At 71.0% G+C, this 24,029-nt stretch carries 26 protein-coding genes; 11 read left to right on the top strand and 15 right to left on the bottom strand.

The window, feature by feature from the left end; translation table 11 throughout:
• Positions 1-11: 11 nt before the first annotated feature.
• The 7 genes from ACO2TI_RS14145 to ACO2TI_RS14175 form a co-directional block, all read right to left on the bottom strand.
• Positions 12-1,181 carry a CaiB/BaiF CoA transferase family protein gene (locus tag ACO2TI_RS14145; RefSeq protein WP_423285176.1) on the bottom strand — a complete coding sequence of 390 codons (1,170 nt, stop codon included), beginning with the start codon at positions 1,179-1,181 and terminating at the stop codon, positions 12-14.
• Positions 1,178-2,020: a 23S rRNA (adenine(2030)-N(6))-methyltransferase RlmJ gene (locus ACO2TI_RS14150; RefSeq protein WP_423285178.1), complete on the bottom strand. Its 843-nt coding sequence runs from the start codon at positions 2,018-2,020 to the stop codon at positions 1,178-1,180. Before ACO2TI_RS14150 ends, ACO2TI_RS14145 begins: the two co-directional genes overlap by 4 nt.
• A 27-nt stretch (positions 2,021-2,047) precedes the next feature.
• Positions 2,048-2,620 carry an MOSC domain-containing protein gene (locus ACO2TI_RS14155; protein WP_423285180.1) on the bottom strand — a complete coding sequence of 191 codons (573 nt, stop codon included), beginning with the start codon at positions 2,618-2,620 and terminating at the stop codon, positions 2,048-2,050.
• Entirely contained in the window at positions 2,620-3,741 is a 1,122-nt protein-coding gene (gene modC / locus ACO2TI_RS14160; protein ID WP_423285182.1) for a molybdenum ABC transporter ATP-binding protein, read from the bottom strand. Before modC ends, ACO2TI_RS14155 begins: the two co-directional genes overlap by 1 nt.
• Entirely contained in the window at positions 3,738-4,433 is a 696-nt protein-coding gene (modB, locus tag ACO2TI_RS14165) for a molybdate ABC transporter permease subunit (protein WP_423285184.1), read from the bottom strand. The genes modC and modB overlap by 4 nt, the downstream gene beginning before the upstream one ends.
• The gene (modA, locus tag ACO2TI_RS14170) at positions 4,430-5,197 is read right to left on the bottom strand and encodes a molybdate ABC transporter substrate-binding protein (protein WP_423285186.1); all 768 of its coding nucleotides are present in this window, start codon (positions 5,195-5,197) and stop codon (positions 4,430-4,432) included. Before modA ends, modB begins: the two co-directional genes overlap by 4 nt.
• 78 nt (positions 5,198-5,275) lie before the next feature.
• The gene (locus ACO2TI_RS14175) at positions 5,276-6,127 is read right to left on the bottom strand and encodes a substrate-binding domain-containing protein (protein WP_423285188.1); all 852 of its coding nucleotides are present in this window, start codon (positions 6,125-6,127) and stop codon (positions 5,276-5,278) included.
• Positions 6,128-6,367: 240 nt separating this feature from the next.
• Here ACO2TI_RS14175 and ACO2TI_RS14180 point away from each other — a divergent pair, with 240 nt between their 5' ends.
• Entirely contained in the window at positions 6,368-8,233 is a 1,866-nt protein-coding gene (locus ACO2TI_RS14180; protein ID WP_423285190.1) for a phosphoenolpyruvate carboxykinase (GTP), read from the top strand.
• Positions 8,234-8,326: 93 nt separating this feature from the next.
• Here the strand turns inward: ACO2TI_RS14180 and ACO2TI_RS14185 are convergent, their stop codons facing one another.
• Positions 8,327-8,584: a hypothetical protein gene (locus ACO2TI_RS14185; RefSeq protein ID WP_423285192.1), complete on the bottom strand. Its 258-nt coding sequence runs from the start codon at positions 8,582-8,584 to the stop codon at positions 8,327-8,329.
• Positions 8,585-8,734: 150 nt separating this feature from the next.
• Here ACO2TI_RS14185 and ACO2TI_RS14190 point away from each other — a divergent pair, with 150 nt between their 5' ends.
• From ACO2TI_RS14190 to ACO2TI_RS14200, 3 genes are all read left to right on the top strand, one after another.
• Positions 8,735-9,499: a UPF0149 family protein gene (locus tag ACO2TI_RS14190; protein ID WP_423285194.1), complete on the top strand. Its 765-nt coding sequence runs from the start codon at positions 8,735-8,737 to the stop codon at positions 9,497-9,499.
• A 10-nt stretch (positions 9,500-9,509) separates the two neighbouring features.
• Complete coding sequence (locus tag ACO2TI_RS14195) at positions 9,510-10,280, top strand: metallophosphoesterase (protein ID WP_423285196.1); 771 nt, start codon at positions 9,510-9,512, stop codon at positions 10,278-10,280.
• A gap of 68 nt (positions 10,281-10,348) precedes the next feature.
• Positions 10,349-10,774, top strand: coding sequence for a universal stress protein (locus ACO2TI_RS14200; RefSeq protein WP_423285198.1), 426 nt, complete (start codon positions 10,349-10,351; stop codon positions 10,772-10,774).
• A 17-nt stretch (positions 10,775-10,791) separates the two neighbouring features.
• On the opposite strand, the gene ACO2TI_RS14205 is transcribed toward ACO2TI_RS14200, so the two are convergent.
• A complete protein-coding gene (locus tag ACO2TI_RS14205; protein ID WP_423285200.1) occupies positions 10,792-11,001 on the bottom strand; it encodes a hypothetical protein in 210 nt (69 codons plus the stop codon).
• Positions 11,002-11,171: 170 nt separating this feature from the next.
• Here ACO2TI_RS14205 and ACO2TI_RS14210 point away from each other — a divergent pair, with 170 nt between their 5' ends.
• The gene (locus ACO2TI_RS14210; RefSeq protein WP_423285202.1) at positions 11,172-11,426 is read left to right on the top strand and encodes a hypothetical protein; all 255 of its coding nucleotides are present in this window, start codon (positions 11,172-11,174) and stop codon (positions 11,424-11,426) included.
• Here ACO2TI_RS14210 and ACO2TI_RS14215 read toward each other — a convergent pair.
• Positions 11,360-12,382, bottom strand: coding sequence for a LysR family transcriptional regulator ArgP (locus tag ACO2TI_RS14215; RefSeq protein ID WP_423285204.1), 1,023 nt, complete (start codon positions 12,380-12,382; stop codon positions 11,360-11,362). The two genes, ACO2TI_RS14210 and ACO2TI_RS14215, sit on opposite strands and share 67 nt — an antisense overlap.
• Before the next feature lie 90 nt (positions 12,383-12,472).
• Between ACO2TI_RS14215 and ACO2TI_RS14220 the strand changes: the two genes are divergently transcribed.
• Positions 12,473-13,120 carry a LysE/ArgO family amino acid transporter gene (locus tag ACO2TI_RS14220; protein WP_423285206.1) on the top strand — a complete coding sequence of 216 codons (648 nt, stop codon included), beginning with the start codon at positions 12,473-12,475 and terminating at the stop codon, positions 13,118-13,120.
• Between the two features lie 17 nt (positions 13,121-13,137).
• Complete coding sequence (locus ACO2TI_RS14225; protein WP_423285208.1) at positions 13,138-14,460, top strand: D-amino acid dehydrogenase; 1,323 nt, start codon at positions 13,138-13,140, stop codon at positions 14,458-14,460.
• Between the two features lie 245 nt (positions 14,461-14,705).
• Here ACO2TI_RS14225 and ACO2TI_RS14230 read toward each other — a convergent pair whose 3' ends face one another.
• Entirely contained in the window at positions 14,706-15,629 is a 924-nt protein-coding gene (locus ACO2TI_RS14230) for a LysR family transcriptional regulator (protein ID WP_423285210.1), read from the bottom strand.
• Between the two features lie 126 nt (positions 15,630-15,755).
• On the opposite strand from ACO2TI_RS14230, the gene ACO2TI_RS14235 reads away from it, so the two are divergent.
• Positions 15,756-17,279: a CoA-acylating methylmalonate-semialdehyde dehydrogenase gene (locus ACO2TI_RS14235; protein WP_423285212.1), complete on the top strand. Its 1,524-nt coding sequence runs from the start codon at positions 15,756-15,758 to the stop codon at positions 17,277-17,279.
• Positions 17,279-18,043 carry an SDR family oxidoreductase gene (locus tag ACO2TI_RS14240; protein ID WP_423285214.1) on the top strand — a complete coding sequence of 255 codons (765 nt, stop codon included), beginning with the start codon at positions 17,279-17,281 and terminating at the stop codon, positions 18,041-18,043. The genes ACO2TI_RS14235 and ACO2TI_RS14240 overlap by 1 nt, the downstream gene beginning before the upstream one ends.
• Here ACO2TI_RS14240 and ACO2TI_RS14245 read toward each other — a convergent pair.
• Both ACO2TI_RS14245 and ACO2TI_RS14250 read right to left on the bottom strand, forming a co-directional pair.
• Entirely contained in the window at positions 18,040-19,005 is a 966-nt protein-coding gene (locus ACO2TI_RS14245) for a septal ring lytic transglycosylase RlpA family protein (RefSeq protein WP_423285216.1), read from the bottom strand. The two genes, ACO2TI_RS14240 and ACO2TI_RS14245, sit on opposite strands and share 4 nt — an antisense overlap.
• 11 nt (positions 19,006-19,016) lie before the next feature.
• Positions 19,017-19,946, bottom strand: coding sequence for a LysR family transcriptional regulator (locus ACO2TI_RS14250; protein ID WP_423285218.1), 930 nt, complete (start codon positions 19,944-19,946; stop codon positions 19,017-19,019).
• A 101-nt stretch (positions 19,947-20,047) separates the two neighbouring features.
• On the opposite strand from ACO2TI_RS14250, the gene ACO2TI_RS14255 reads away from it, so the two are divergent.
• Together ACO2TI_RS14255 and ACO2TI_RS14260 are read left to right on the top strand one after the other, a co-directional pair.
• Positions 20,048-20,689 carry an NAD(P)-dependent oxidoreductase gene (locus ACO2TI_RS14255; protein WP_423285220.1) on the top strand — a complete coding sequence of 214 codons (642 nt, stop codon included), beginning with the start codon at positions 20,048-20,050 and terminating at the stop codon, positions 20,687-20,689.
• Between the two features lie 25 nt (positions 20,690-20,714).
• Positions 20,715-21,365, top strand: a complete 651-nt coding sequence (locus ACO2TI_RS14260) for a DsbA family protein (RefSeq protein WP_423285222.1) — start codon at positions 20,715-20,717, stop codon at positions 21,363-21,365.
• Here ACO2TI_RS14260 and ACO2TI_RS14265 read toward each other — a convergent pair.
• Entirely contained in the window at positions 21,340-22,206 is an 867-nt protein-coding gene (locus tag ACO2TI_RS14265; protein WP_423285224.1) for an amidohydrolase family protein, read from the bottom strand. The genes ACO2TI_RS14260 and ACO2TI_RS14265 overlap by 26 nt on opposite strands.
• 91 nt (positions 22,207-22,297) lie before the next feature.
• Entirely contained in the window at positions 22,298-24,001 is a 1,704-nt protein-coding gene (locus ACO2TI_RS14270; protein ID WP_423285226.1) for a tannase/feruloyl esterase family alpha/beta hydrolase, read from the bottom strand.
• Between the last annotated feature and the right edge of the window lie 28 nt (positions 24,002-24,029).

The raw sequence follows: 24,029 nt of genomic DNA on the forward strand, positions 1-24,029 counted from the left end.
CCTGCCCATGATCAGGATTCGTGTGACGGCGGCATGACGGCCGGCGGCTCGCGCTCGCCCAGGCGCGGCGCCAGCGTGCGGATCGCACCCGGCGTGGCGCTGAGCTTGGGCACGATGCCGGGCACGTCGAGCGCGAGGCCGTCGGCGGTGACGACGCGCTGGATCATCTGCCGCGCGCGGAAGTGCGGGTCCTCGGCGATGTCACGGGCGGTGTAGATGCGGCCCACCGGCACCTGCGCGGCCGAGAGCGCGTTCACGACCTCGGTCACCGGCCGCTCGACGGTCCAGCGCGTGATCGCCGCGTCGATCTCGTCGACGCGCGCCACGCGCCCGGCATTGCTTGCCAGCGCCGGATCGACGGCGAGGTCCTCGCGCCCGATCGCGCGCATCAGGCGCTGGTAGATCGAGTCGCCGTTGCCGCCGATCACGACCATGCCGTCGGCGCAGCGGTAGGCGTTGCTCGGCGCGATGCCCGGCAGCGCCGAGCCGGCCGGCTGGCGCACCGCGCCGAACGCGCTGTACTCGGGCAGCAGGCTTTCCATGCAGTTGAAGACGGCTTCGTAGAGCGCGACGTCGACCACCTGGCCGCGGCCCTTCGGTGCATCGGGGCCGACGCTCCTGCCGCGCGCCTGCAGCGCCAGCAGCACGCCGATCACGCCGTGCAGCGCCGCCAGCGTGTCGCCCAGGCTGACGCCGCAGCGCACCGGCACGCGTCCTGGCTCGCCGCTGAGGTGGCGCAGGCCGCCCATCGCCTCGGCGACGACCGCGAAGCCGGGGCGGTCACGATAGGGACCGTCCTGGCCGTAGCCGCTGACGCGCAGCATCACCAGGCCGGGGTTGGTCTTCGCGAGATCGTCGTAGCCCAGGCCCCAGGCTTCCATCGTGCCGGGCTTGAAGTTCTCGATCAGCACGTCGGCTTCGTCGATCAGCGCGCGCGCATCGGCGCGGCCTTCGGGCGTGCGCAGGTCCAGCACGACGCTCGCCTTGTTGCGCGACTGCACCTGCCACCACACGCTGGTGCCGTCGTGCAGCATTCGCCATTGCCGCAGCGGATCGCCGCCCGGCGGCTCGACCTTGATCACCTCGGCGCCGAAGTCGCCCAGCGTCTTGCCGGCAAAAGGCCCGGCAATGAGCTGGCCGAGCTCGACGACCTTGATGCCTTCGAGCGGCGCCTGGCTCATACCGCCTTCTGTTCGAGCACGTGCGATGCGTTGTCCACCTGCGCCAGCGCATCACGCAGCCACGGCAGCGCGTCCTTCAGGGACGCATGCAGCGTCCACGGCGGATTGATCACGAACATGCCGCTGCCGGCCAGGCCGAAGCCCTGCGCGTCGGGCGCCTGCACCGTGAGGCGCGCATGCAGCCAGCCCTTGGGCGCGATCGCCTTGAGCCGGCGCGGCAGCTCGGCCGACTCGAGGCGATTGACCTGCGGATACCAGATCACGATCACCGCTTCGGCGAAGCGTTGCAGCGCCTCGCGCACCGCGCCGACGACCTTGGCGTAGTCGCTCTTGAGCTCATAGGAAGGGTCCATCAGCACGACGCCGCGGCGCGATGGCGGCGGCAGCATGCTCTTCAGGCCGGCGAAGCCGTCGCCGTGGATCACCTCGGTGTGCGGGCGCGTGCCGTGATGCTGCGCGAGGATGCGCACGTCGGTCGGGTGCAGCTCGAACAGGCGCAGTTCGTCGCTCGGGCGCAGCAACTGGCGCGCGAACTCCGGCGAGCCGGGGTAGCGGCCGAGACCGCCGCCGGGATTGAAGGCGCGCACGCAGGCCAGGTAGTCGGCCACGGCGGCGGGCGCGTCCTTGCGCGTCCAGATGCGCGCGATGCCCTGCTCGAACTCGCCCTTCTTCTTGGCCTCGGCGCTGCCGAGCGAATAGCCGCCGGCGCCGGCGTGGGTGTCGATCAATCGGTAGGGCTTGTCCTTGTGGCCCATGTGCGCGAGCACCTGGGTCAGCACCACGTGCTTGAGGACGTCGGCGTGGTTGCCCGCGTGGAAGGCATGTCGGTAGGCGAGCATGGCGCGATTGTCGACGCAGCGCGGCAACTAGCGGTGTTTCGCCATCACCGACCGGAAGATCTCGCTCACGCTCACTTCGCGCGGGCCTGGAATCCATTCGAACGGCTCACCCGCCGCGATGCGGCCCGGCTGGCGCACCGCCAGATAGAAGCCGCAGAAGCCCGACTGCAGCATCAGCTTGGCGGCCTGCGAGAAACCCATCACCGCGTTGAACTTGAAGCACGGCTGGCGCGGCGCCGACACCGCGAGTTCGCAGTGCGCGAAGCGCAGCACGTCGCCGATGAAGACCTGCGGCTCGAGCAGGCCTTCGAGCGTGAGGTTCTCGCCCATGAAGCCGTGGGGCAGCGCCTCGTTCCACGGCTGCTGCTTCGCCTGAGCGCGCACCGTCTGCCAGAACGCGTAGTGCTCCATGGGATAGGCGTAGACCGCCTTGTCGAGGCCGCCGTGCACGCTCGGGTCGGCCTGCTCGTCGCCGACCAGGCCCAGCGGCCTGACCTCGACGTCGCCTTCGACGCTGCGCTTGCCGATGGCGCTTTGTACCGGGCGCCCGCCGGCAAGCAGCGTTCGCGCGCGGCCGACGTTGACACTCAGTACGCGCATCAGGCCTTCTCCTCGTCGTGCACGGCCGCTGCGCGTCCTTCGACGGCCACGGCCTTGAAGCTGGCCACCATGGCATCGCCGGGCCGGATCTGCAAGGTGTCGACCGAACGCTGCGTCACCAGGGCCCACAGCCGCGCGCCGGCCCGGTCGCTGTTCGAGAGCGCCAGCTCGACCGCCGCGTAAGGCGCCTCGCGCGGCAGCACGCGCAGCACGCGACCTTGAAGCTGGTTGCTCGCGCTCGTGGCCAGCACCTCGCGTTGCAGTGCGACGTCGCGCGCGCGCACGCGCAGCCGCACCGTCGCGCCCACCGGTGCCGCCAACGCCGGCACGGTGATGCGCTGGCCGGCGACCTCGACGGCACTGAGCTGCCACGCCGCGAGCTGCTCGACCACGGTGCCGGCGAGCACGCTGCCGGCCTCGAAGCGGCCGACCAGCGGGCCCAGGGTCAGATCGCTCATCAACTCGAGCGCGGGCCCGGCGGCGGCGACCGCGCCATCGGCCATCAGCACCAGGCGGTCGGCCAGGCGCATCACCTCGTCCATCTGGTGCGTGACGTACAGGATGGGCAGGTTCAGGCGCGAGGGCAGCGCGGCCAGATAACCGAGCAGCTCGTGGCGGCGCGGCGCGTCGAGCGAGGCGAGCGGCTCGTCCATCAGCAGCGCGCGCGGCCTCGCGAGCAGCGCGCGGCCGATCGCGACGCGCTGGCGCTCGCCGCCGGAGAGCTGGTGCGGCCGGCGATCGAGCAGCGCCGCGATGCCAAGCAGCTCGACCACCTCGTCGAGCTGCGGTCCGGTGGCGCCCGCCGGCGCGCGTCGTTCGCCATAGAGCAGGTTGGCGCGCACCGAGCACTGCGGGAACAGGCGACCGTCCTGGAACACGACGCCCAGGCGCCGCGCATGCGGCGGCTGGTCGATGCCGCGCTGCGCGTCGAACAGCGGCGTGCCGTCGAGCGTGACCGTGCCGCGGCTGGGCCGCAACAGGCCGCAGGCGGCCAGCAGCACGCTCGACTTGCCGGCGCCGCTGCGGCCTACCAGCGCGGTGACGCCGCGCGCGGGCACGTCGACGCGCGCGCTGACGCTGGTCGCGCCACGCTGCACGGTGACGTCGATCGCGAGCGTCATGCGTGGCCGTCCTGGCCCATCCAGCGACGCAGCCGGCGATGGCTCCACTGCGCGAGCGCCAGCGCGGCGAACGCGAGCACGGCCGAGATCAGCACCAGGCGCGCGGCGGCGGCATCGCCGTCGGCGCTTTGCAGCGCGCTGTAGATCGCCAGCGGCAAGGTCTGCGTCTGCCCCGGCACGTTGGACACGAAGGTGATCGTCGCGCCGAACTCGCCCAGCGATGCCGCGAAGCCGAGCACCGCGCCTGACAGCAGCCCCGGAGCGGTCAGCGGCAAGGTCACGCTGGCAAAGGCGTCGAGCCGGCTTGCGCCGAGCGTGCGCGCGGCGTCCTCGAGGCCGCGGTCGACCGCCTCCACGGCCTGGCGGATCGCCCGCACCATCAGCGGCAGCGCCATCACCGCGGCCGCGAGCACGGCGCCGCGGAAGGTGAACACGAAGGTGAGGCCGAACACCTCGTGCAGCCAGCGCCCGAGCGGACCCTGGCGGCCGAACGAGATCAACAGCGCGTAGCCGATCACCACCGGCGGCAGCACCAGCGGCAGGTTGACCAGCGCTTCGAGCAGCGACTTGCCGCGCCAGCGGCCGCGCGCGAGCGCCAAGGCCAATGCCAGCGCGACCGGCAGCGTCAACAGCGTCGCGCTGGCCGCGACGCGCAGGCTGAGCCACAAGGCCTCGCGCTCGACCTCCGTCATGGCGCCCCGAAGCCGGCGGCGCGCAGCAGCGCCTGCGCCGCGGGCGTCTGCAGGTGGCGATGGAAGCGCCGCGCGCCGTCGCCGGCCCCCTTGAGCAAGGCCATCGGGTAGCGGATCGGCGCATGGCTGGCGGCCGGGAGCAGGGCCGCGACCTGCACCTTCGTCGAGGCCAGTGCATCGGTGCGGTAGACGATGCCCAGCGGCGCCTCGCCGCGCTCGACCAGCGCGAGCGCCGAGCGCACGTTGTCGGCGCGCGCGAGTCGCGGCGCGGCGGCGTCCCACAGGCCGAGCGAGGTCAGCGCGGCCTGGGCGTACTTGCCCGCGGGCACGTGGGCCGGGTCGCCGGTGGCGATGCGCGCATCGGGCATCGCCAGCACCGGCAGCAGCAGCGCGCGCGCCGCGTCGACCGTCTCGGGCGGCACGGCGGGCTCCTGCGCGCCCGCGCGCACGATCGCGAGCCGGTTGGTGGCCAGGTCCACGCGCGATCCGGGCAGCACGGCGCCGCGGCGCTCGACGGCGTCCATCCAGGCCTCGTCGGCGCTGATGAAGATCTGCGCTGGCGCACCTTGCTCGATCTGGCGCGCGAGCGTCGAGCTGGCGGCAAAGGAGAAGCGCAGGTTGTTGAAGCCGCCCTCGCGCGCGATGGCCTGCAGCACGTCGCCGAGGCTGGCGGCCGCGAAGACCACCACGTCCTGCGCACGCGCGGCGCCGGTCAGTGCCAGGCTCAGGATCAACAGGACGACGTGTCGGCGCAGACGGGGCATCACGCTTCCTTTCGAGGGCAAGGCCGGCACGCCAGCGTGCGCCGTCGGTGCATGTCGATAGTCACGAGACTGCCGCTATCAGGCCGCTCCGCGGTAGCCGCGGCCGAAGCCCGCCACCGCGTGCTGGCCGGCCGAACCGCTCAGCCAGTTGACGAACAGCTTGCCGGCGGGATGGGCGGCACGGAAGGCGCGCATCACGCGATAGGTCGTGACCAGTCGCGCGTCGCCTTCGACCAGCACGGCCAGCCCGGTGCCGCTGCCATGCGCCAGCCAGACGCCGCGCTCGACGAGCGCGTAGGCCTTGGCCGCGCTGGCCTCGCGCAACGCCGACAGCGGCCCGCCGGCCGCCGTGCGAAGCCATTCGCCGACGGCTTGCGGCCCGGACGCCGTCCAGGCCGCTTGTTCGATCGCGCGGCTCGCGCCGGCGTCGGCATGGGCGAAATACAGCGCCTGCTGGCGACCGCCGGCCTCGGCGATGCGCGCCAGCGCGGTCGCGATGTCGCGCCCGCCGGCAACGCCGGCCGGATCGCCGCGGGCCGGCTGCTTCTTCGTCGCCTTGCGCGGCGGCGGGCCGACCAGCACGTGGTCGGTCACGGCGACGATGCGGCGATCGTGGACCAGGCCCTGACGCTCGAGCAGCGCCTCGGTGTCGGGCGCGGCCGTCAGTGCGGCGTGGAGTTCGCCGCGCTCGAGCGTCGGCAGCAGCGCGCCGCTCGGTCCGGCCTGCCATGCGGCGACGATGCCCGTGTCGCGCGCCATCACCTGGGAAATCGACGCGATCAGCCCCGAAGCCTCCAGGTTGGCGTCGCAGCCCACGACGATGCGGCTGTCGGGCCGAGCCGGCTGCGCCGACAACCAGGAGGGGCTCGCCGGCGCGGCGGCGAAAGCGGCTGCGACCTGCAACCAGCGACGACGGGAGCGGTAGACCATGCGGCGATGTTAGCGAGCGGGTCTACCGCTTGCCTTCGCCCCCGGCATCGGGGGCCGGTGCGTGCGCCGATCGCACGCATTCACTGCCTCGCGCATTGTGCGATGCATAAAGTGCATAACCATCGGTCGTCACGCCAGGGTCACACTTTTAAACTGGTTTCTCAGGGCTGCGCGACGGGCGTAATGCCGCTGGCGTCGCGTGCGGCGTCGGCGAGATTCCGCCAACTTTGGAGCTTTCCGATGAACCGCCCCGTGATGGAAGGTCTGCGTCTCGACGCACCGGCCTATGTGAAGAACGCCCGCCTGATTGCCTGGGTCGCCGAAATGGCGGCGCTGGCCGAGCCTGATCGCATCCACTGGTGCGATGGCAGCGAGGCGGAGTACGACCGCTTGTGCGCCCAGCTCGTTGCGGCCGGCACCTTCCGCAAGCTCAACGAAGCCAAGCGCCCGAACAGCTACCTTGCCTGGAGCGATCCGAGCGACGTCGCGCGCGTCGAGGACCGCACCTTCATCTGTTCCGAGAAGAAGGAAGACGCGGGTCCGACCAACAACTGGACGGCCCCCGCCGAGATGCGCGCCTTGCTGCAGACCGGCGAGAACGCGCTCTTCAAGGGCTGCATGCGCGGCCGCACGATGTACGTCGTGCCGTTCTCGATGGGCCCGCTGGGCTCGCCGATCGCGCACATCGGCGTCGAGCTTTCCGACAGCGCCTACGTCGCGGTCAACATGCGCCTGATGACGCGCATGGGCCAGGCCGTCATCGACGTGCTCGGCACGGACGGCGATTTTGTGCCGTGCATGCACACGGTCGGCAAGCCGCTGGGCGCCGGCGAGAAAGATGTCTCCTGGCCCTGCAACGCCACCAAGTACATCGTCCACTATCCCGAGACGCGCGAGATCTGGAGCTATGGCTCGGGCTATGGCGGCAACGCGCTGCTCGGCAAGAAGTGCTTCGCGCTGCGCATCGCCTCGACCATGGGCCGCGACCAGGGCTGGCTCGCCGAGCACATGCTGCTGCTGGGCGTGAAGGGCCCCGACGGCAAGAAGCACCATGTCGCGGCCGCGTTCCCGAGCGCCTGCGGCAAGACCAATTTCTCGATGCTGATCCCGCCGGCCGGCTTCGACGGCTGGGAGGTCACGACCATCGGCGACGACATCGCATGGATCAAGCCGGGCGCCGATGGCCGCCTGTATGCGATCAACCCCGAGGCCGGCTACTTCGGCGTCGCGCCGGGCACCAACGACAAGACCAACGCCAACTGCATGGCCTCGCTCAAGCGCGACGTGATCTTCACGAACGTCGCGCTGACCGACGACGGTGACGTCTGGTGGGAAGGCATGACAGAGACGCCGCCCGCGCACCTGGTCGACTGGCAGGGCAAGGACTGGACGCCCGCGCTGGCCAAGGAAACCGGCGCCAAGGCCGCGCATCCCAACGCGCGCTTCACGGTGGCCGCGACCAACAACCCGGTGCTCGACGAGAATTGGGACAACCCGGCCGGCGTGCCGATCGACGCCTTCATCTTCGGCGGGCGCCGTTCGACCACCGTGCCGCTGGTCACCGAGGCGCGCGACTGGGTCGAAGGCGTCTACATGGCCGCGACGATGGGCTCCGAAACCACCGCCGCCGCCGCGGGGGCCCAAGGCGTGGTGCGGCGCGATCCCTTCGCGATGCTGCCGTTCATGGGCTACAACATGAGCGACTACTTCGCCCACTGGCTGGCGCTGGGCGAGAAGCTCGCGGCATCCGGCGCCAAGCTGCCCAAGATCTACTGCGTCAACTGGTTCCGCAAGGGTGCCGATGGCAAGTTCGTCTGGCCCGGCTACGGCGACAACATGCGCGTGCTGAAGTGGATGCTCGAGCGCGTCGAGGGCCAGGCGGGCGGCGAAGAGAACGTGTTCGGCATCAGCCCGCGCTACGAAGACCTGGCCTGGACCGGCCTGGACTTCGGCAAGGAGCAGTTCGCCAGCGTGATCGGCGTCGACAAGGCGGCCTGGCAGCAGGAACTCAAGCTGCACGAGGAGCTTTTCGGCCAGCTGGCCTACCACCTGCCGGCCGAACTCACGACGACCAAGGCGAAGCTCGAGCAGCGCCTCGCGGCCTGATCGCGGCGTCCCAAAGAACAACGGCCGCCTGGGCATCTGCCCTGGCGGCCGTTTTCACGTCGCCCGGCATGCCGGGCGACAGCTCGCGGCTGGTCAGCGGTCCAGGCTGTTCTCGTAGCGCTCGGCCACCGCACGCAGGTCCGACGCGAAGCCGGGCTGCGACCATTGCAGTTCCTCGGCGGCGCGGCGCAGCGCGAAGGCGGTGCGCTGGGCGGTGCGTTCGGCGCGATGCGCCTTGTACTCGACCAGACGGTTGCTCGCCCAGGTGTAAGCGGCCACAAACAAGCCCGCGAGCGGGTCGGCGCCGCGCGGCGCCGCGTTGCGGGGGACGCGGATCGACAGAGTGCTCATGGATGACTCCTTGTGTTGATGCCGTGATTCTAGGGTAAACCCTAGGACTTGGGTCACCGACGATCCGGGTTAACCCTTAATTGTTCACGGACATTGCCGCTTCGTGAGGCCGATGACATTCGCTTTCGCGCCGCGGGGGACAATTCAAGAATGAGCCGTACCTCCTCCGCCCCCTTGCCGCTGACCGATGCCGAGATCGGCGAACTCGACGACCTGCTGGCCGCCATTCCCAAACCCCGGGAGGCGCTCGATGTCGTCATGCTCGACGGCTATCTCGCCGGTGTCCTGGCCCAACCCGCGGCCGTGCCGATCGAAGCGTGGCTGCCGCCGGTGCTGGACTGGAACTTCGGTGATCCCGAAGGCGGCGAGACGGCCGCCGTGCCGCTTGAGCCGGATGCCCCCGGCTGGCATGCCGCCAAGCACGAGCGCCTGGTCGCCCTGCTCAAGCGCCACCACGCGACGCTGGAACGCCAGATGCGCGAGGAGGGCTGGTTCGACCCGTTGATCATGGAACCGCAGGACGACGCCGGCCAGCCGCTGGGCGGCGAGGCAGCGATCGCGCCGGCGCTGGCGCCGTGGGTGATCGGTTTCGAGCATGCCTTGAACCATTTCCAGGGCCTCGAGTCGCTTCGCCACGAAGACGTGCCCGACCTGCTGGCCTGCGTGCGCCGCCATCTTCCCGAACAGGACGAGGACGAGCAGGCCGAGACCAAGGCGCTGCAGCAGGAGCATCCGCTCAAGAACCTGGACGCGGCGATCGAGGATCTGGTCGGCAACGTGATCGAGCTGGCCGACATCGCCCGCGCCGACATGCTGCGCGTGGAGACCGTGCGCCGCGCCGAGCCCAAGGTCGGACGCAACGATCCTTGCCCCTGCGGCAGCGGCAAGAAGTTCAAGCAGTGCCACGGGCGCTGAGCGCGGCCGCATGAGGCTGCAGCTGCTGTCGGATCTGCATCTCGAGACCGAGGCGTTCGAGCCGGCACCGGCGCCCGGTGCCGAGCTCCTCGTGCTGGCCGGTGACATCGACACGAGCTGGTGCGCATTCGAGCGCTTCGCCGACTGGCCGGTGCCGGTCGTGCTGGTGGCCGGCAACCACGAGTTCGACCGCCGCGAATGGAACGAGGCCTGGCCGGCACTGCGCGCCCTCTGCGAGCGAGCGGGCATCACGCTGCTTGAGCGTGAAGACATGGTGCTGACCGGTGCCGATGGCCGGCGCATTCGCATTCTGGGAACCACGCGCTGGTCGGACTTCGATCTCTTCGGCGAGGCGCAGCGCGAGCGCGCGATGCGCGCGGCCCGCTACTACGTCGATGTGATGCGCGCCACGCGAAACGGTGCGCCGCTCGACGCCGCCGCAGTCCGCGAGGAGGCGCTCGCCTGTCGCGCGTGGCTGGCCGGCGAGTTGTCACGGCCGCGCGGCGACTGGGACGCGACGTTGGTCATCACGCACTTCGCGCCGAGCCTGCGCAGCGCCGACCCCCGCTATGGCGCGCAGCCCGGCACCGCGAGCTTCTGCAACGCGGACGACGACCTGCTGCCCGCCGCTGAGGTTTGGGTACATGGCCATCTGCATTGCCGGCACGACTACGTCGTGACGCACGAGCGGGGCCAGACCCGCGTGATCAGCAATGCGCGCGGCCATGCGCGCAAGGGCGAAGCCGAGGGTTTCATGCCCCTGCGCTGCTTCGAGGTTTGACGAGCCGCAACCGCGGCGCGCACTCTCGTGCAACACTGGCGCGACAAGCCACCCGCGGGAGACGTGCCATGAAGATCCTCATTGCCGCCGACGGCAGCGACTACACGAAGCGCATGCTGGCCTACATCGCCGCGCACGACGAGTGGCTGGGCAGCGGTGCCCATGAGTTCACCGTGTTGACGGTGGTGCCGGCCGTGCCGGCGCGCGCGGCGGCCGTGATCGACCGCGAGACCCTCAAGGGCTATTACGAAGAAGAAGGCGAGAAGGTCTTCAAGCCGGTGCGCAGCTTCTTTGCCCAGCAAGGCCGCGAGGCCACCTTCGTCTCCAAGGTCGGTCACGCGGCCGAGGTGATCGCCCACACGGCTTCGGCCGGCGACTTCGATCTCATCATCATGGGCTCGCACGGCCACTCGGCCATCGGCAAGCTGGTGATGGGCTCGGTGACGACGCGCGTGCTGGCCGACTGTTCCGTGCCCGTGCTGCTGGTGCGCTGAAGCGAAGGCGCGCGGACTCAGCGTTCGGGCGGGACGTCCGGATCGCGACGCTGCGAGAAGCTCATGTCCAGCCCGAAGGCGGTGCCGTGATCGGCGGCATCGTCGCCCGCCGCGGGAGCCGTCGTCGTCGGCAGGACTTGTCGCCATCGCGCCCACCAGCCCGTCGTCGCGGCGGGCAAAGGCCTCGATCGCATCGGTCGTGCATTCGGGGGTGGCGAGGTGTCCATGTCGGCAGTGTCGGCATGGCGAGCGATGCAGGATCGCTCGAACAGCGGGGCGACGCGGCCCCAGTTGGCGTCGATCCACTTTCATTGCGCTAGGGATGGCAGGGTGCCCGATCGGCTCCTAGCCTTGGTTCTCGTCCACGGCGTTCTCGCCGGCGCGCGGAATCTCCAAGATGACCCAGCTCTCGTTGCAGACCCTCACCTGGGGCACGATCGGTGCCGCCGTCGCCAGCGCGCTATGGCTCGCGTCCGCCGGCGACGACGGCCTGTTCAGCGGCCGCGAGGGCGCACCGGCGATGCTGCGCGTTCCGGCGCAGGCGCCGTCGATCGGCGGCGCCGCCCTGCGCCGGCCGGGGCCCGATCAGCGTGACGGCCGTGCTACGGCGGGCCGCGGCGAGCGCCGCACGACCCGACCCGCCGGCTCCTGAGTGCGTGCGCGCCGTCCCGGCGCGGCCTGCGAACCCAGCGCGGCATGGGCGCCGCGCACCAGGGCGTCACCCACTTCGTCCAGGCGTGCGCCGCGCGGCGCGCTTCCTGACAGCTCGTCACCGAGCTTCCACTGGTGCCAATGCAGCGCGACCTCGACCGCGACCTCGGGGTGAAGCACGATCAGCTCGCCGCGCTCGATCGCATCGCGCACCTGCAGCTCGGGCAGCACGCCGATGCCCCAGCCCATCATCGCGGCGCGCGCATACGCCTCGGATGAGGGCACGAAGCGCTCGACCAGCCGCGGCGAGCGCACGCCGAAGGCCTTGGCGACCCACTGCGTCTGCGTGTCGTCCTTGCGGTTGAAGACCAGGAACGGCAGCTGCGAGAAGTTGCCGCGGTGCAGGCCGCCCTCCGCGTCGCCCCCCATCTCGCGCGCGACGAAGGCGGGGCTGGCCACGGCGACGTAGCGCATCACGCCCAGCGGCGTGATGCGGCAGCCGCGCAGCGCGCGCGGTACCGTCGACACGCAGCCCAACACCTGCCCCTGGCGCAGCCATTCGTGCGTGAAATCCTGGTCGTCGACGATGAGCTCGAGCGAGACGCCGTCCTGGACCAGCGCGTCGAGCGCAGGCAGCACCCAGGTCGCGAGGCTGTCGGCATTGACGGCGATCGGCAGCCGCGTCTGCGCGCGCAGGCTCTCGCCCAGCTCGCGCGCGACATCCGCGCGCATCGCCTGCAGCTGACGCGCGAAGCGCAGCAGCACCTTGCCCGGCTCGGTCAGGCGCAGCGGCCGCGCGCGCACCACCAGCAGCTGGCCGACCTGCGATTCCAGGCCGCGCAGGCGCTGCGACACCGCCGACTGCGTGATCGCCAGTCGCTGCGCCGCGCGCTCGAAGCTGCCCCCATCGGCCAATGCCGCGAGGCAATCGAGGGCGGCAGGGTCGAGCTCCTTCATGGCGCGCCTTTCAGATCAGCGCTGCTAATGTATCCCGAACAAGTTGAATCGGGCTTCATTCGAGGCAAGGCGCTGCCCACAATCCTGCCCATGTCCGCCGCGCTGACCGATCCCGCCGTGCCCGCCGCCTTCGTGCAAGGCGCGTTGATGGGCGGCGGCCTGATCGCCGCGATCGGCGCGCAGAACGCGCTGGTGCTGCGCCAAGGGCTGGCGCGGCTTCATGTCGGGCCGGTGGTGGCGCTTTGCATCGGCTCCGATTGGCTGCTGATCGCGCTGGGCGTGTTCGGCCTGGGTGCGGTGATCACCGCGAGCCCGCTGCTGCTCGAGCTGTTTCGCTTCGGCGGCGCCGGCTTCCTGCTCGCCTACGGTGCGCGCGCAGCGCGCCGTGCCTGGATCGGCGGCAATGCGAGCCTGCAAGCCGCCGGCGGTGCACCGGATTTGCGCGCGACGCTGGGCACTGCGCTTGCACTGACCTATCTGAATCCGCACGTCTATCTGGACACCGTCGTGCTGCTGGGCAGCGTCGGTGCGCAGCAGCCGGGCGACGCCCGCATCGCCTTCGCGGCCGGCGCCGGGCTGGCCTCGGCGATCTGGTTCACCGTGCTCGGCTATGGCGCCGCCGCGGCGGCACCGGCGCTGCGCAAGCCGGCGGTCTGGCGCGCGCTCGACGCGACCATCGCGCTGGTGATGGCGTGGATCGCGCTGCAACTCTTGATGCATCCGCTGCAGGCGGGCTGAACGGCAAGGAGCGTCCCATGAAAGTCATCGTCCTCGGCGCCGGGATCATCGGCGTGAGCACCGCCTGGCATCTGCTGGAAGAAGGCCACGAGGTGGTCGTCGTCGACCGCCAGCCGGATGCGGCGCTGGAGACCAGCTTCGCCAACGGCGCGCAGATCTCGGTGAGCTTCTGCGAACCCTGGGCCAATGCCGGCGCGCCGTTCAAGGTCGCCAAGTGGCTGCTGCGCGACGACTCGCCGCTGCTGTTCCGTCCCAAGCTGGACGTGCACCAGTGGCGCTGGGGCCTGTCGTTCCTGACGCAGTGCACCAATGCGGCCTTCGAGCGCAACGTCGAACAGCTGGTGCGCCTGGGCCGCTACAGCCACGAGTCGCTGAAGGCCATCGTCGCGGCCACCGGCATCGAGTACGAGCGTCTCGAGCGCGGCATCTTGCATTTCTTCTCCAGCGAGGCCGACTTCGAGGCCGGCGCGGCGGGCGCCGAGATCATGCGCCGCCACGGTGTCGACCGCCGCGTGCTCTCGCGCGAAGAGGTGCTGAAGGTCGAGCCGTCGCTGGCCGCCTACGGCACACGCATCGCCGGCGGCACCTACACGGCGAGCGACGAGTCCGGCGACGCGCGCGTCTTCACGCAGGAGCTCGCCCGTCGGTGCGCGCAACGCGGTGCGCAGTTTCTCTACAACCGCGACATCGCCGGGCTCGATGTCGCCGGCGGCCGCGTCGAGGCGGTGCATGTGCAAGACGCCGTGACCGGCGAGCGCCGCGTGCTGCGCGGCGACGCGGTGGTCGCCGCGCTCGGCTCGTACACCGCGCCGCTGCTGCGGCCCTACGGCGTCAGCCTCAACATCTACCCGGCCAAGGGCTACTCGGCGACGCTGCGCCTGAAGCAGCCCGAGCGCGCCAGCGTCGTGAGCCTGCTCGACGACTCGCGCAAGATCGCCATCTCGCGGCTGGGCGACCACATCCGCATCGCCGGCACCGCCGAGCTGGCCGGCTACGACACGCGACTGGACACGCCGACCGCCCGCGTGCGCTGCCAAGCGCTGGTGCAGCGCTACGAGGAGCTGTTCCCCGGTGTCGCCGACACCACCGAGACGAACTTCTGGACCGGCCTGCGGCCCAGCACGCCGACCAACATTCCCTACATCGGCAGGAGTCGCATCGGCAATCTGTGGGTCAATGCCGGCCACGGCACGCTGGGCTGGACGCATGGCGCCGGCTCGGGCCGCGCGCTGGCCGAGCTGATGAGCGGCAAGCGCCCGGCGCTCGACTTCGGCTTCTATGGCGAATCGCCGGCCGCGATCGCGGCGCCGGCGGCACGGCGTTCCGCGACGCCGGCCTGAGTTCCGCGCAGTTCCCTCGTCCGAGGGATAGGGGTGCGCGTCGCCGCACGCCTAGACTGGCTGCCACGCACGCCGCCGCGCCACGCCGCTGCGGCACGCAAGCAGTACCGGGCTTCGCCACACCAGCATTCCAACCGGCGCAACGCCCTCCGATCCCAACGACGTCCTTTTCGTAAGGACTTGACCGCCCACCCCGACCGGGGTGGGCGTTTTTTTTTGCCCGCGCGCCTGGCGGCACTCGCCGCTCAGGCCGCAAAGCCCGGCTTCAGCGCCTCGCGCAGATGCGTCACCAACGCCTGCACGGCGCGCGGCACAACCGGGCTGTAGGGTCGCAGCGCGTAGATGTGCGAGGCGAAGCCGCCGCTCGCTTCCCATTCGGGCAGCACGGCAATGAGCTTGCCGGCGCGCAATGCGTCCTGCGCGCTGAAGTCCGGCAAGAGCGCGAGGCCCAGGCCTTCTTGCACCGCCTCGCGCAGCACCTCGCTGTTGTTGGCGGCGAAGGGCCCGCGCAGCGGCACCGCGACGCGCTCGCGGCCGCGCTCGAAGGTCCACACCGGTGTCTCGCCGGGGCGCGGGTAATGCAGGCAGGCGTGCCCGGCGAGTTCGCCCGGATGCTGCGGCGTGCCGTGCCTGCGCAGGTAGGCGCGGCTGGCGACGACGACGCTGCGCGTCTCGCACAGCGCCCAGGCCACATGCGTGTCGGGCGGATTCGCGGTGTGGCGGATGGCGAGGTCCACGCCTTCCTGCGCCAGCGAGACCAGGCGGTCGCTCAGATCCAGCTCGATACGCACCTCCGGCTGCGCGCGCAGAAAGCTCGCCAGGTGCGCAACGATCTGCTGGCGCCCGAGCGCGACCGGTGCCGTGAGCCGCAGCAGGCCGCGCGGCGCCCCGGCCAGGTCGCGCACGCCGGCGAAGCTGCGCTCGATCTGGCCGAAGGCCTCCGCGGTCGCGTCGACGAGCTGCTGGCCGGCTTCGGTCAGGCGCAGGCTGCGCGTCGTGCGCCGCACCAGCGGCACGCCGGCGGCGCGCTCGAGCTCGGCAATGCGCTGGCTCATCGCCGCCTTGGAGATGCCCAGCCGCCGTGCGGCGGCGGTGTAGCTGCCCTGCGTGGCCAGCATGCCCAGGGCATGCACGTGGCTCCACAGGGCGTCGGTGCGAAGTGCGTCCATCGTTGTGCAGCGCGGGAACGCGAGATTGTTCAGTGAAGTGAACAATGTAATCGCCGCCGAGCGCTGGTCAGCGCTGCCCGCGATGCCTAAGCTGTCCGGATCGACAGCCTCGCACCGGAGACACGCATGGGCGCCCCCGACCTCACCGCACTGCTCGCCACCACCGTTTCGCACTACATCGGCGGACGCGTCGTGCCCTCGACCAGCGGGCGCTCGCAGCCGGTCTACAACCCGGCCACCGGCGAGGTCGCGCGCCAGGTCGCGCTCGGCTCGGCCGACGAGGTGAAGGCCGCCGTCGCCGCCGCGAAGGCCGCTTTCCCCGCCTGGGCCGAGCTGCCGCCGCTGCGCCGCGCGCGCGTGCTCAACAAGTTCCTGCAGCTGCTCAACGAGCAGCGCGACACGCTGGCCGCGATGATCACGGCCGAGCACGGCAAGGTCTTCACCGACGCGCAAGGCGAGGTCACGCGCGGCATCGAGATCGTCGAGTTCGCGTGCGGCGCGCCGCAGCTTCTGAAGACCGACTTCACCGACCAGGTCTCGACCGGCATCGACAACTGGGTCCTGCGCCAGCCGCTGGGCGTGGTGGCCGGCATCACGCCGTTCAACTTCCCGTGCATGGTCCCGATGTGGATGTTCCCGGTGGCACTCGCCTGCGGCAACACCTTCATCCTCAAGCCCAGCGAGCGCGATCCCTCGCCCAGCCTCTTCATCGCCGACCTGCTCAAGCAGGCCGGCCTGCCCGACGGCGTGTTCAACGTCGTGCAGGGCGACAAGCTCGCGGTCGACACGCTGCTCGAGCATCCCGACGTCAAGGCGGTGAGCTTCGTCGGCTCGACGCCGATCGCGCAGTACATCTACGAGACCGGCGCGCGCCACGGCAAGCGCGTGCAGGCGCTCGGCGGCGCGAAGAACCACATGGTCGTGATGCCCGACGCCGACCTCGACCAGGCCGTCGACGCGCTGATCGGCGCGGCTTACGGCTCGGCCGGCGAGCGCTGCATGGCGATCTCGGTCGCGGTGCTGGTCGGCGATGTGGCCGACAAGATCATGCCGAGGCTGGCCGAGCGCGCGAAGACGCTCAAGATCAAGAACGGCGTCGAGCTCGACGCCGAGATGGGCCCGATCGTCACGAAGCAGGCGCTCGAGCGCATCGAGGGCTACATCGCCAAGGGCGTCGAAGAGGGTGCCAAGCTCGTCGTCGACGGCCGCGGCCACAAGGTGCCAGGCCACGAGAACGGCTTCTTCACCGGCGGCACGCTGTTCGATCACGTGACGCCCGAGATGACGATCTACAAGGAAGAGATCTTCGGCCCGGTGCTGTCGTGCGTGCGCGCGCCCGACTTCGCGAGCGCGGTCGAGCTCGTCAATGCGCACGAGTTCGGCAACGGCGTCGCCTGCTTCACGCGCGACGGCCACGTGGCGCGCGAGTTCGCGCGCCGCATCCAGGTCGGCATGGTCGGCATCAACGTGCCGATCCCGGTGCCGATGGCCTGGCACGGCTTCGGCGGCTGGAAGAAGAGCCTGTTCGGCGACATGCACGCCTATGGCGAAGAGGGCGTGCGCTTCTACACGAAGCAGAAGTCGATCATGCAGCGCTGGCCCGAGAGCACGCCCAAGGGCGCCGAGTTCGCGATGCCGACGTCGAAGTGATGACGGCGGCCGCACGTCCCGTCCTGCTGGTCACGGGCGCAAGCCGCGGCATCGGCGCCGCCACGGCGCGCCTGGCCGCGCAGCGCGGCTGGACGGTCGCGATCAACTACGCGCGCGACGCGACCGCGGCCGAATCGCTGGTGCGCGAGATCGCGGAAAGCGGCGGCGAGGTGCGCGCCTTCCAGGCCGACGTGGCCGACGACGCACAGGTCGTCGCGCTGTTCGCCGCCGTCGATGCGCACTTCGGCGCGCACCGGCTGCGCGGCCTGGTCAACAACGCCGGCATCGTCGATCGCGCCCAACGCGTCGACGAGTTCTCGATCGCGCGGGTGCGCCGCATGTTCGAGGTCAACGTGTTCTCCGCTTTCGCCTGCGCGCGCGAGGCGGTGCGGCGCATGAGCACGCGCCACGGCGGCGCGGGCGGCGTGATCGTCAATCTGTCGTCGGCGGCCGCGCGCATCGGCGCGCCCGGGCAGTACGTCGACTACGCGGCCAGCAAGGCCGCGATCGAGACGCTGACGATCGGGCTCGCCAAGGAAACGGCTGCCGAAGGCCTGCGCGTGAACACAGTGTGCCCCGGCATCATCGACACCGAGATCCATGCCGCGGGCGGCCAGCCGGACCGCGCGGCGCAGGCCGCACCGACGCTGCCGATGCAGCGCGCGGGCCGAGCGGACGAAGTCGCGGCCGCGATCGTCTGGCTGCTGTCGGACGAAGCCAGCTACGTGACGGGCGCGACGCTCGACGTCACCGGCGGGCGCTAACGGCGCTCCACCACCATCGGCACCAGCTGCAGCGCGTCGCGCACACGCTGCGCCGCGGCTTGCGCCTCGTCGCGCGAGGCATAGGGCCCGGCCTGCAGGCGGAACACCTGCGACTCGCCGAACACCGTCATCAGCGGCGCGAGCCAGTCGAGTTCGTCGGCGACGCGCTGCTGAAAAGTCTCCGCACCGCCGCGCTCGCGGAAGGCGCCGAGCTGGACCCAGAAGCCGCGCGCGGCCTCGGTGTGGGCGCGCGCCGGCGTGCGTGCCGCGCCGGCGTCGGCCACGGTGGCGCCCTTGGGCGGCAGCACGGGTGCATCGACCGGCGGGTCGGACACCGCAGCGACGGGTTCGACGGCCGGCGCGGCAGCGGGCGCCGGCTCGGCCGCCGCGATGGCGGTGTCGTCGTCGCGCTTCCATGCGCCGGTGCGGATCGCCTCATTCGTCAGCCGCTCGACCTCGACCGGCGCGACGCCGTTCTGAACGCCCAGCTTCACCGCCGCCGTGTAGCTCAGATCGATGATGCGCCCGGCGTGGAACGGCCCGCGGTCGTTGATGCGCACGATGATCTCGCGCCCGTTCTTCGGGTTGCGCACGCGCGCATAGCTGGGCAGCGGCATCGTCGGGTGCGCGGCCGTCATCGCATACATGTTGTAGAGCTCGCCGCTGGCGGTGCGACGGCCGTGGAACTTCTTGCCGTACCAGGACGCGAGGCCCTTCTCGCGGATCGCGAGGTCGCGCGTCTCGGGCGTGTAGCTCTTGCCCAGCACCTCGTAGGGCTTGTTGGCGCCGCCGGGCTTGATGGGCTCGACGCGCGGCGTCGCGTCGGGCGTGGCCGCGATATCGCTCGGCACGTCGGCGGCAACGACGCCGTCGCGGCCCGACGGGGACTTGGGTGCCGAGCCGCAGCCGGCGAGCAACGTCAACACCAGCGCGGCCACGAGCAGGGAAGCGGTCGAACGCATGGGCCGCGACCTTACCCGAGGACGGCGCCGGCCATGTGTGCGGATGTCGCGCCGCCGAGCGCGGCGTGCAGCGCGTCGAGCGCGTAGCGCACCTTGGCCGGCTGTTCGTCGCGCCGCGGCGTCACCGCGTAGATCGGAAAGTCCTCCAGCCGCCAGCCGGGCAGCACGCGCACGAGCCGGCCTTCGCGCAAGGCGTCGCGGATGTCGGGCACCACCATCACGGCCAGGCCGAGCCCGGCTTCGCACAGGTACTGCAGCGACAGCTGGTTGCTGCTGACCGCGCGGCCCTCGACGCGCAAGGCCTGCGCTGCCTCGCCGCCGGCCTCGGGATGCAGCTCGATCATCACCGGCCCGGCGCTGCGCGGCTGCATCACCAGCCAGTCGTGCTGCCCCAGCTCCTGCGGATGCGCCGGCCAGCCGCGCCGTGCCAGGTAGGCCGGCGAGGCCACCACCACGCGCGGCAGCGAGCCGATGCGCCGCGCGACGTGGCTCGAGTCCGCGAAGCTGCCGACGCGCAGCGCCAGGTCGATGCGCTGCTCGACCAGGTCGATCGGCGTGTCGTCGATGAACAGGCGCAGCGTCAAGGCCGGGTGCGCGACCAGCAACGGCGCCAGCGCCGGCGCGATGCGCGGGCCCATGCCTACCGGCGCGGCCAGCCGCAGTTCGCCTTCGGGCGCGTCGCGCAGCCGCGCCAGCGCCTGCTCGGCGCTCTGCGCGGCGGCCACCATCGCCGCGCAGCCCTCATGGAAACGCGCGCCGGCTTCGGTCAGCGTGAGCTTGCGCGTCGTGCGGTGCAGCAGCGTGACGCCCAGCGACTGCTCGAGCTGGCGCAGCTGCTGGCTCACCGCGGAGGGCGTCATGCGCAGCGCGCGCGCTGCCGCCGTCATCGAGCCTTGACCGACGACTTCGGCGAACAGCGCCATCGCGCGGTATTGGTCCATTGTGAAGCTCAGCTAACGAGACAAGGCGATTTTGCCCGTCTAGTCGGTGATTTGTGTAGCGCCGATCATTGCTGCATCGCAATGACCCAAGGAATTCCCGCATGAAGATCGCTCTCATCGGCGCCACCGGTTTCGTCGGCAGCGCCGTCCTGACCGAAGCCCTGGCCCGCGGCCATGACGTGACCGCGCTCGCGCGCACGCCGTCCAAGCTCGCCGCGCAGCCCAAGCTCCAGGTCGTGCCGGCCGATGTGCTCGACGCCGGCCAGGTCGCGCGTGCCGTCGCCGGCCACGACGCGGTGATCAGCGCCTACAACCCGGGCTGGCAGGAGCCGGAGATCTACGCGCTGTTCATGAAGGGCTCGCAGGCCATCGTCGATGGCGTGAAGCAGTCCGGCGTGAAGCGGCTGCTGTTGGTCGGCGGCGCGGGCAGCCTGTACGCCGCGCCGGGCGTGCAGATCGTCGACACGCCCGAGTTTCCGGCGCCGTGGAAGCAAGGCGCGCTGGCCGCGCGCGATGCGCTGACCGCGATCCGCAAGGAGACCACGCTCGACTGGAGCTTCGTGTCGCCGGCCGTGCACATGGCGCCCGGCGAGCGCCGCGGCAGCTACCGCCTGGGCACCGACACGCCGGTGATGCGCGACGGCCAGCCCTCGGACATCTCGGTCGCCGACCTCGCGGTCGCCATCCTCGACGAGATCGAGAAGCCGCGCCACGTGCGCCAGCGCTTCACCGTCGGATACTGAAGTCTCTTCAACGCGCCCCATGCCCGTGACGAACACGCTCATCTACCTCTACGACCCGCTGTGCGGCTGGTGCTACGGCGCCAGCCGCGCGGTCGCCGAGTTCGCGCTCGACGGCTGGACCGTGCGGCCCATCCCGACCGGCCTGTTCGCCGGTCATCCGGGCCGCCGGCTCGACCCGGCGATGGAGGCGCACATCTGGCAGGCCGACCAGCGCATCGCGCAGCTGAGCGGCCAGCCGTTCACCGAGGCCTATCGCGAACAGGTGCTGCGCGATCCGACGATGCCGTTCGACTCGGGTCCGGCGACCGTGGCGCTGACCGCGGTGGCGACGCAGGCGCCCGCGCGCGAGCGCGCCGCGCTGGCCGCGGTGCAGCGTGCGCGCTGGGTCGAAGGCCGCGACATCGCCGACCCGGCCGTGCTGGCCGAGGTCGCCGGCGCGGCGTTCGACGACCCGGCGCTGGCCCAGCGCACGCAGGCGCGCGTCGAGCGCGGCCAGCGGCTGATGCAGGAGTTCGGCTTCGGCGGCGTGCCGGCGCTGATCGCGCTGGCCGGCCACGAGGACGACGAAGCCGCGCTCGTCGAGCGCGCGATCCGCGAGGGCGAGCCGGTCTCGAACAGCACCTTGTTCGACGGCTCGCTCGCCGCGGCGCTCAGGCAGACAGTCCGAGCAGCCTGATCGCGTTGTCCTTCAGGATCGCCTGGTGCACCTCGGGGCGGAAACCCGCCTCGAGGAAGTCCTTCATCCAGCGGTCGGGCGTGATCAGCGGGTAGTCGCTGCCGAACAGCACGCGGTCCTTGAGCAGCGTGTTGGCGTACTGCACCAGCTGGGCCGGAAAGTACTTCGGGCTCCAGCCCGAGAGGTCGATCCAGACGTTGGGCTTGTGCATCGCGACCGACAGCGCCTCGTCCTGCCACGGCCAGCTCGGGTGCGCGATCACGATCTGCATGTCGGGGAATGCGATCGCCACGTCGTCCAGGTGCATCGGGTTGCTGTACTCGAGCCGCAGGCCGCCGCCGCAGCGCATGCCCGAGCCGATGCCCGAGTGCCCGCTGTGGAAGATCGCCGGCAGCTTGTACTCGGCCACCACCTCGTAGATCGGCCAGGCCATGCGGTCGTTCGGGTGGAAGCCCTGCACGGTCGGGTGGAACTTGAAGCCCTTGACGCCGTATTCCTCGACCAGCTTTCGCGCCTCGCGCGCGCCCATCTTGCCCTTGTGCGGATCGATCGACGCGAAGGCGATCATGATGTCCGCGTTGGCCTTGGCGGCCTCGGCGATCTCCTCGTTGGGCACGCGGCGGCGGCCGAGCTGGGCCTCGGCGTCGACCATGAACATCACCAGGCCGATCTTGCGTTCGCGGTAGTAGGCCACGCTCTCGGCGATCGTCGGGCGGCGACTCGAACGGAAGTACTTGTCGGCCGCGCGGTCGTACTCCTCGCCGTAGGAGTCGAATGGGTTCCAGCACGAGACTTCGGCGTGGGTGTGGATGTCGATGGCGACGAGATCGGCGATGTTCACGAAGGGACTCCAGCTCTGACGAAATCGGCCCCGCGATCGCCGCGGGGCCTGGGCTCAACTCGGTTCGGTTCAGTTCAACGATACGCGCCTGTCACTGGCAGCCGAAGTTCTCCGCCAGCTCGATGCTGCCGCTGCCTTTGTAGCGCGCGACCTGCGGGTAGGGGCACAGCGGCCGCGTGCGGTCGGCGGCCCAGGCGGACGGCACCTCGGCGTTCACGCCGCCGGCGTTGCCGGCGCCGCGCGCGCTGGCGGTCACGCCCTGCGGCACCTGGCCTTGCTCGACCCAGGCCACCAGCGGCGTGAGCATGTCGAACTGGTCGGTGGCCGGGCCGCCGGAACAGTGCGCCATGCCGGGCACGCGGTAGAAGCGCGCAAAGTTGCCGGCGTCGCCGCCATTGGCGCTGCGCAGTCCGTCGTACCAGGCCTTGGTGTCGTCGACCGAGAAGATCGGGTCGCTGACGCCGTGGTAGACCATGACCTTGGCGCCGCGGCGCTTCAGCGCGGAGAGATCGGTCGGGTTGGGCGGCGTCATGAAGCTCATCGCCGACTCGGTGTAGGTCGCGTCGGTCGCGTTCACGCCGGCGAGCGCCTGGTCGATGTCGAGGCCGAGCGCGAAGTCCGGGCCGTTGAAGCTCGCCACGGGCTCGGGCGGCACCTTCCAGATGATGCCGACGCCGCCCGAGTCGAGCAGCAGCGGCGCGAGGAACTCCCAGAACGGGATGCCGTTGCTCGCGATGCCGGCGTCATACGGGAAGCTGGCGTAGAACGAGGTGCCGGTGCTGGTGGTCGCGCCGCTGAAGATCGGTGCGATCGCGGTCTTTTGCTCGGCGCTCAGGCAGCTGCCGTCGCGCGCGCCGGTGCAGGTCGGCACGTCGGCGGCGAGGCTGAACGCGGTGCGGCAGGCCTCGACGTCCTGCACGAGGCCGTCGGTCGTGCCGTCGAGCGCGTCGCACTTGGCGAGCACCGCGTTGGCCACCGTCGTGCGCTCGGTGGCGGTGAAGGCCGTCGACAGGTCGGCCGGGTCGGTGGCCACGCTGGCGTAGCGCTGTGCACCGAAGATGTTGGCGATCGCCGCTTTGGGCAGGTTGAAGCCGGGCGCGCCGGCGAGGAAGCCGTCGTACTGGTCCGCGTAGCGCGCCATCGCGACCATCGTGTGGCGCCCGCCGTTCGAGCAGCCGCCGATGTAGGAGCGGTCCGGGCCCTTGCCGTAGGCGGTCTGGATCACGCTCTTGGCCATCGGCGTGAGCTTGCCGACCGCCTGGTAGCCGTAGTCGAGCCGCGCCTGCGGGTCGATGCCGAAGGCCGGGCCCATCGCGCCGCTGTGGCCGGCGTCGGAGCTGATCACCGCGAAGCCTTGCTGCAGCGCATTCGTGAGCGGGCCGCCGCCGCCGCCGCCGGTGGCCGTGACGACATTGCCGTCGATGCCGCCGTTGGCCTGGTAGAAGAAGCGGCCGTTCCAGGCCAGCGGCAGGCGCATCTCGAAGCCGATCGCGTACGACTGCCCGTCGACGCTGCTCGTGCGCTCGAACATGCGGCCGGTCACGAGGCAGTGCGCGGCGACCGGCGTGCCGGCCACGCTGAGCGTGCCGGCGGCGACCTCGCTGGTTGCGGTGATCGTGGTGTCGGCCAGCGTGGCGAGCCGGCTCGCCAGCGAGGCGCAGGTGCCAGACAGGCTGGCGCCCGTCGCGGCGCTCAGTTGCGGCAGGCGCTCTTCGTCGTCGTCATCGCCGCCGCAGCCTTGCAGGCTCAGCGCGGCCACTGCCATGGCGAGCGCGCCCAGGGACGTTCGCTTCATCGGATGTCTCCTCCGGGAATGCCGTTGC

This window comes from Caldimonas sp. KR1-144, assembly GCF_049446155.1.
Lineage (GTDB): Bacteria > Pseudomonadota > Gammaproteobacteria > Burkholderiales > Burkholderiaceae_C > Rivibacter.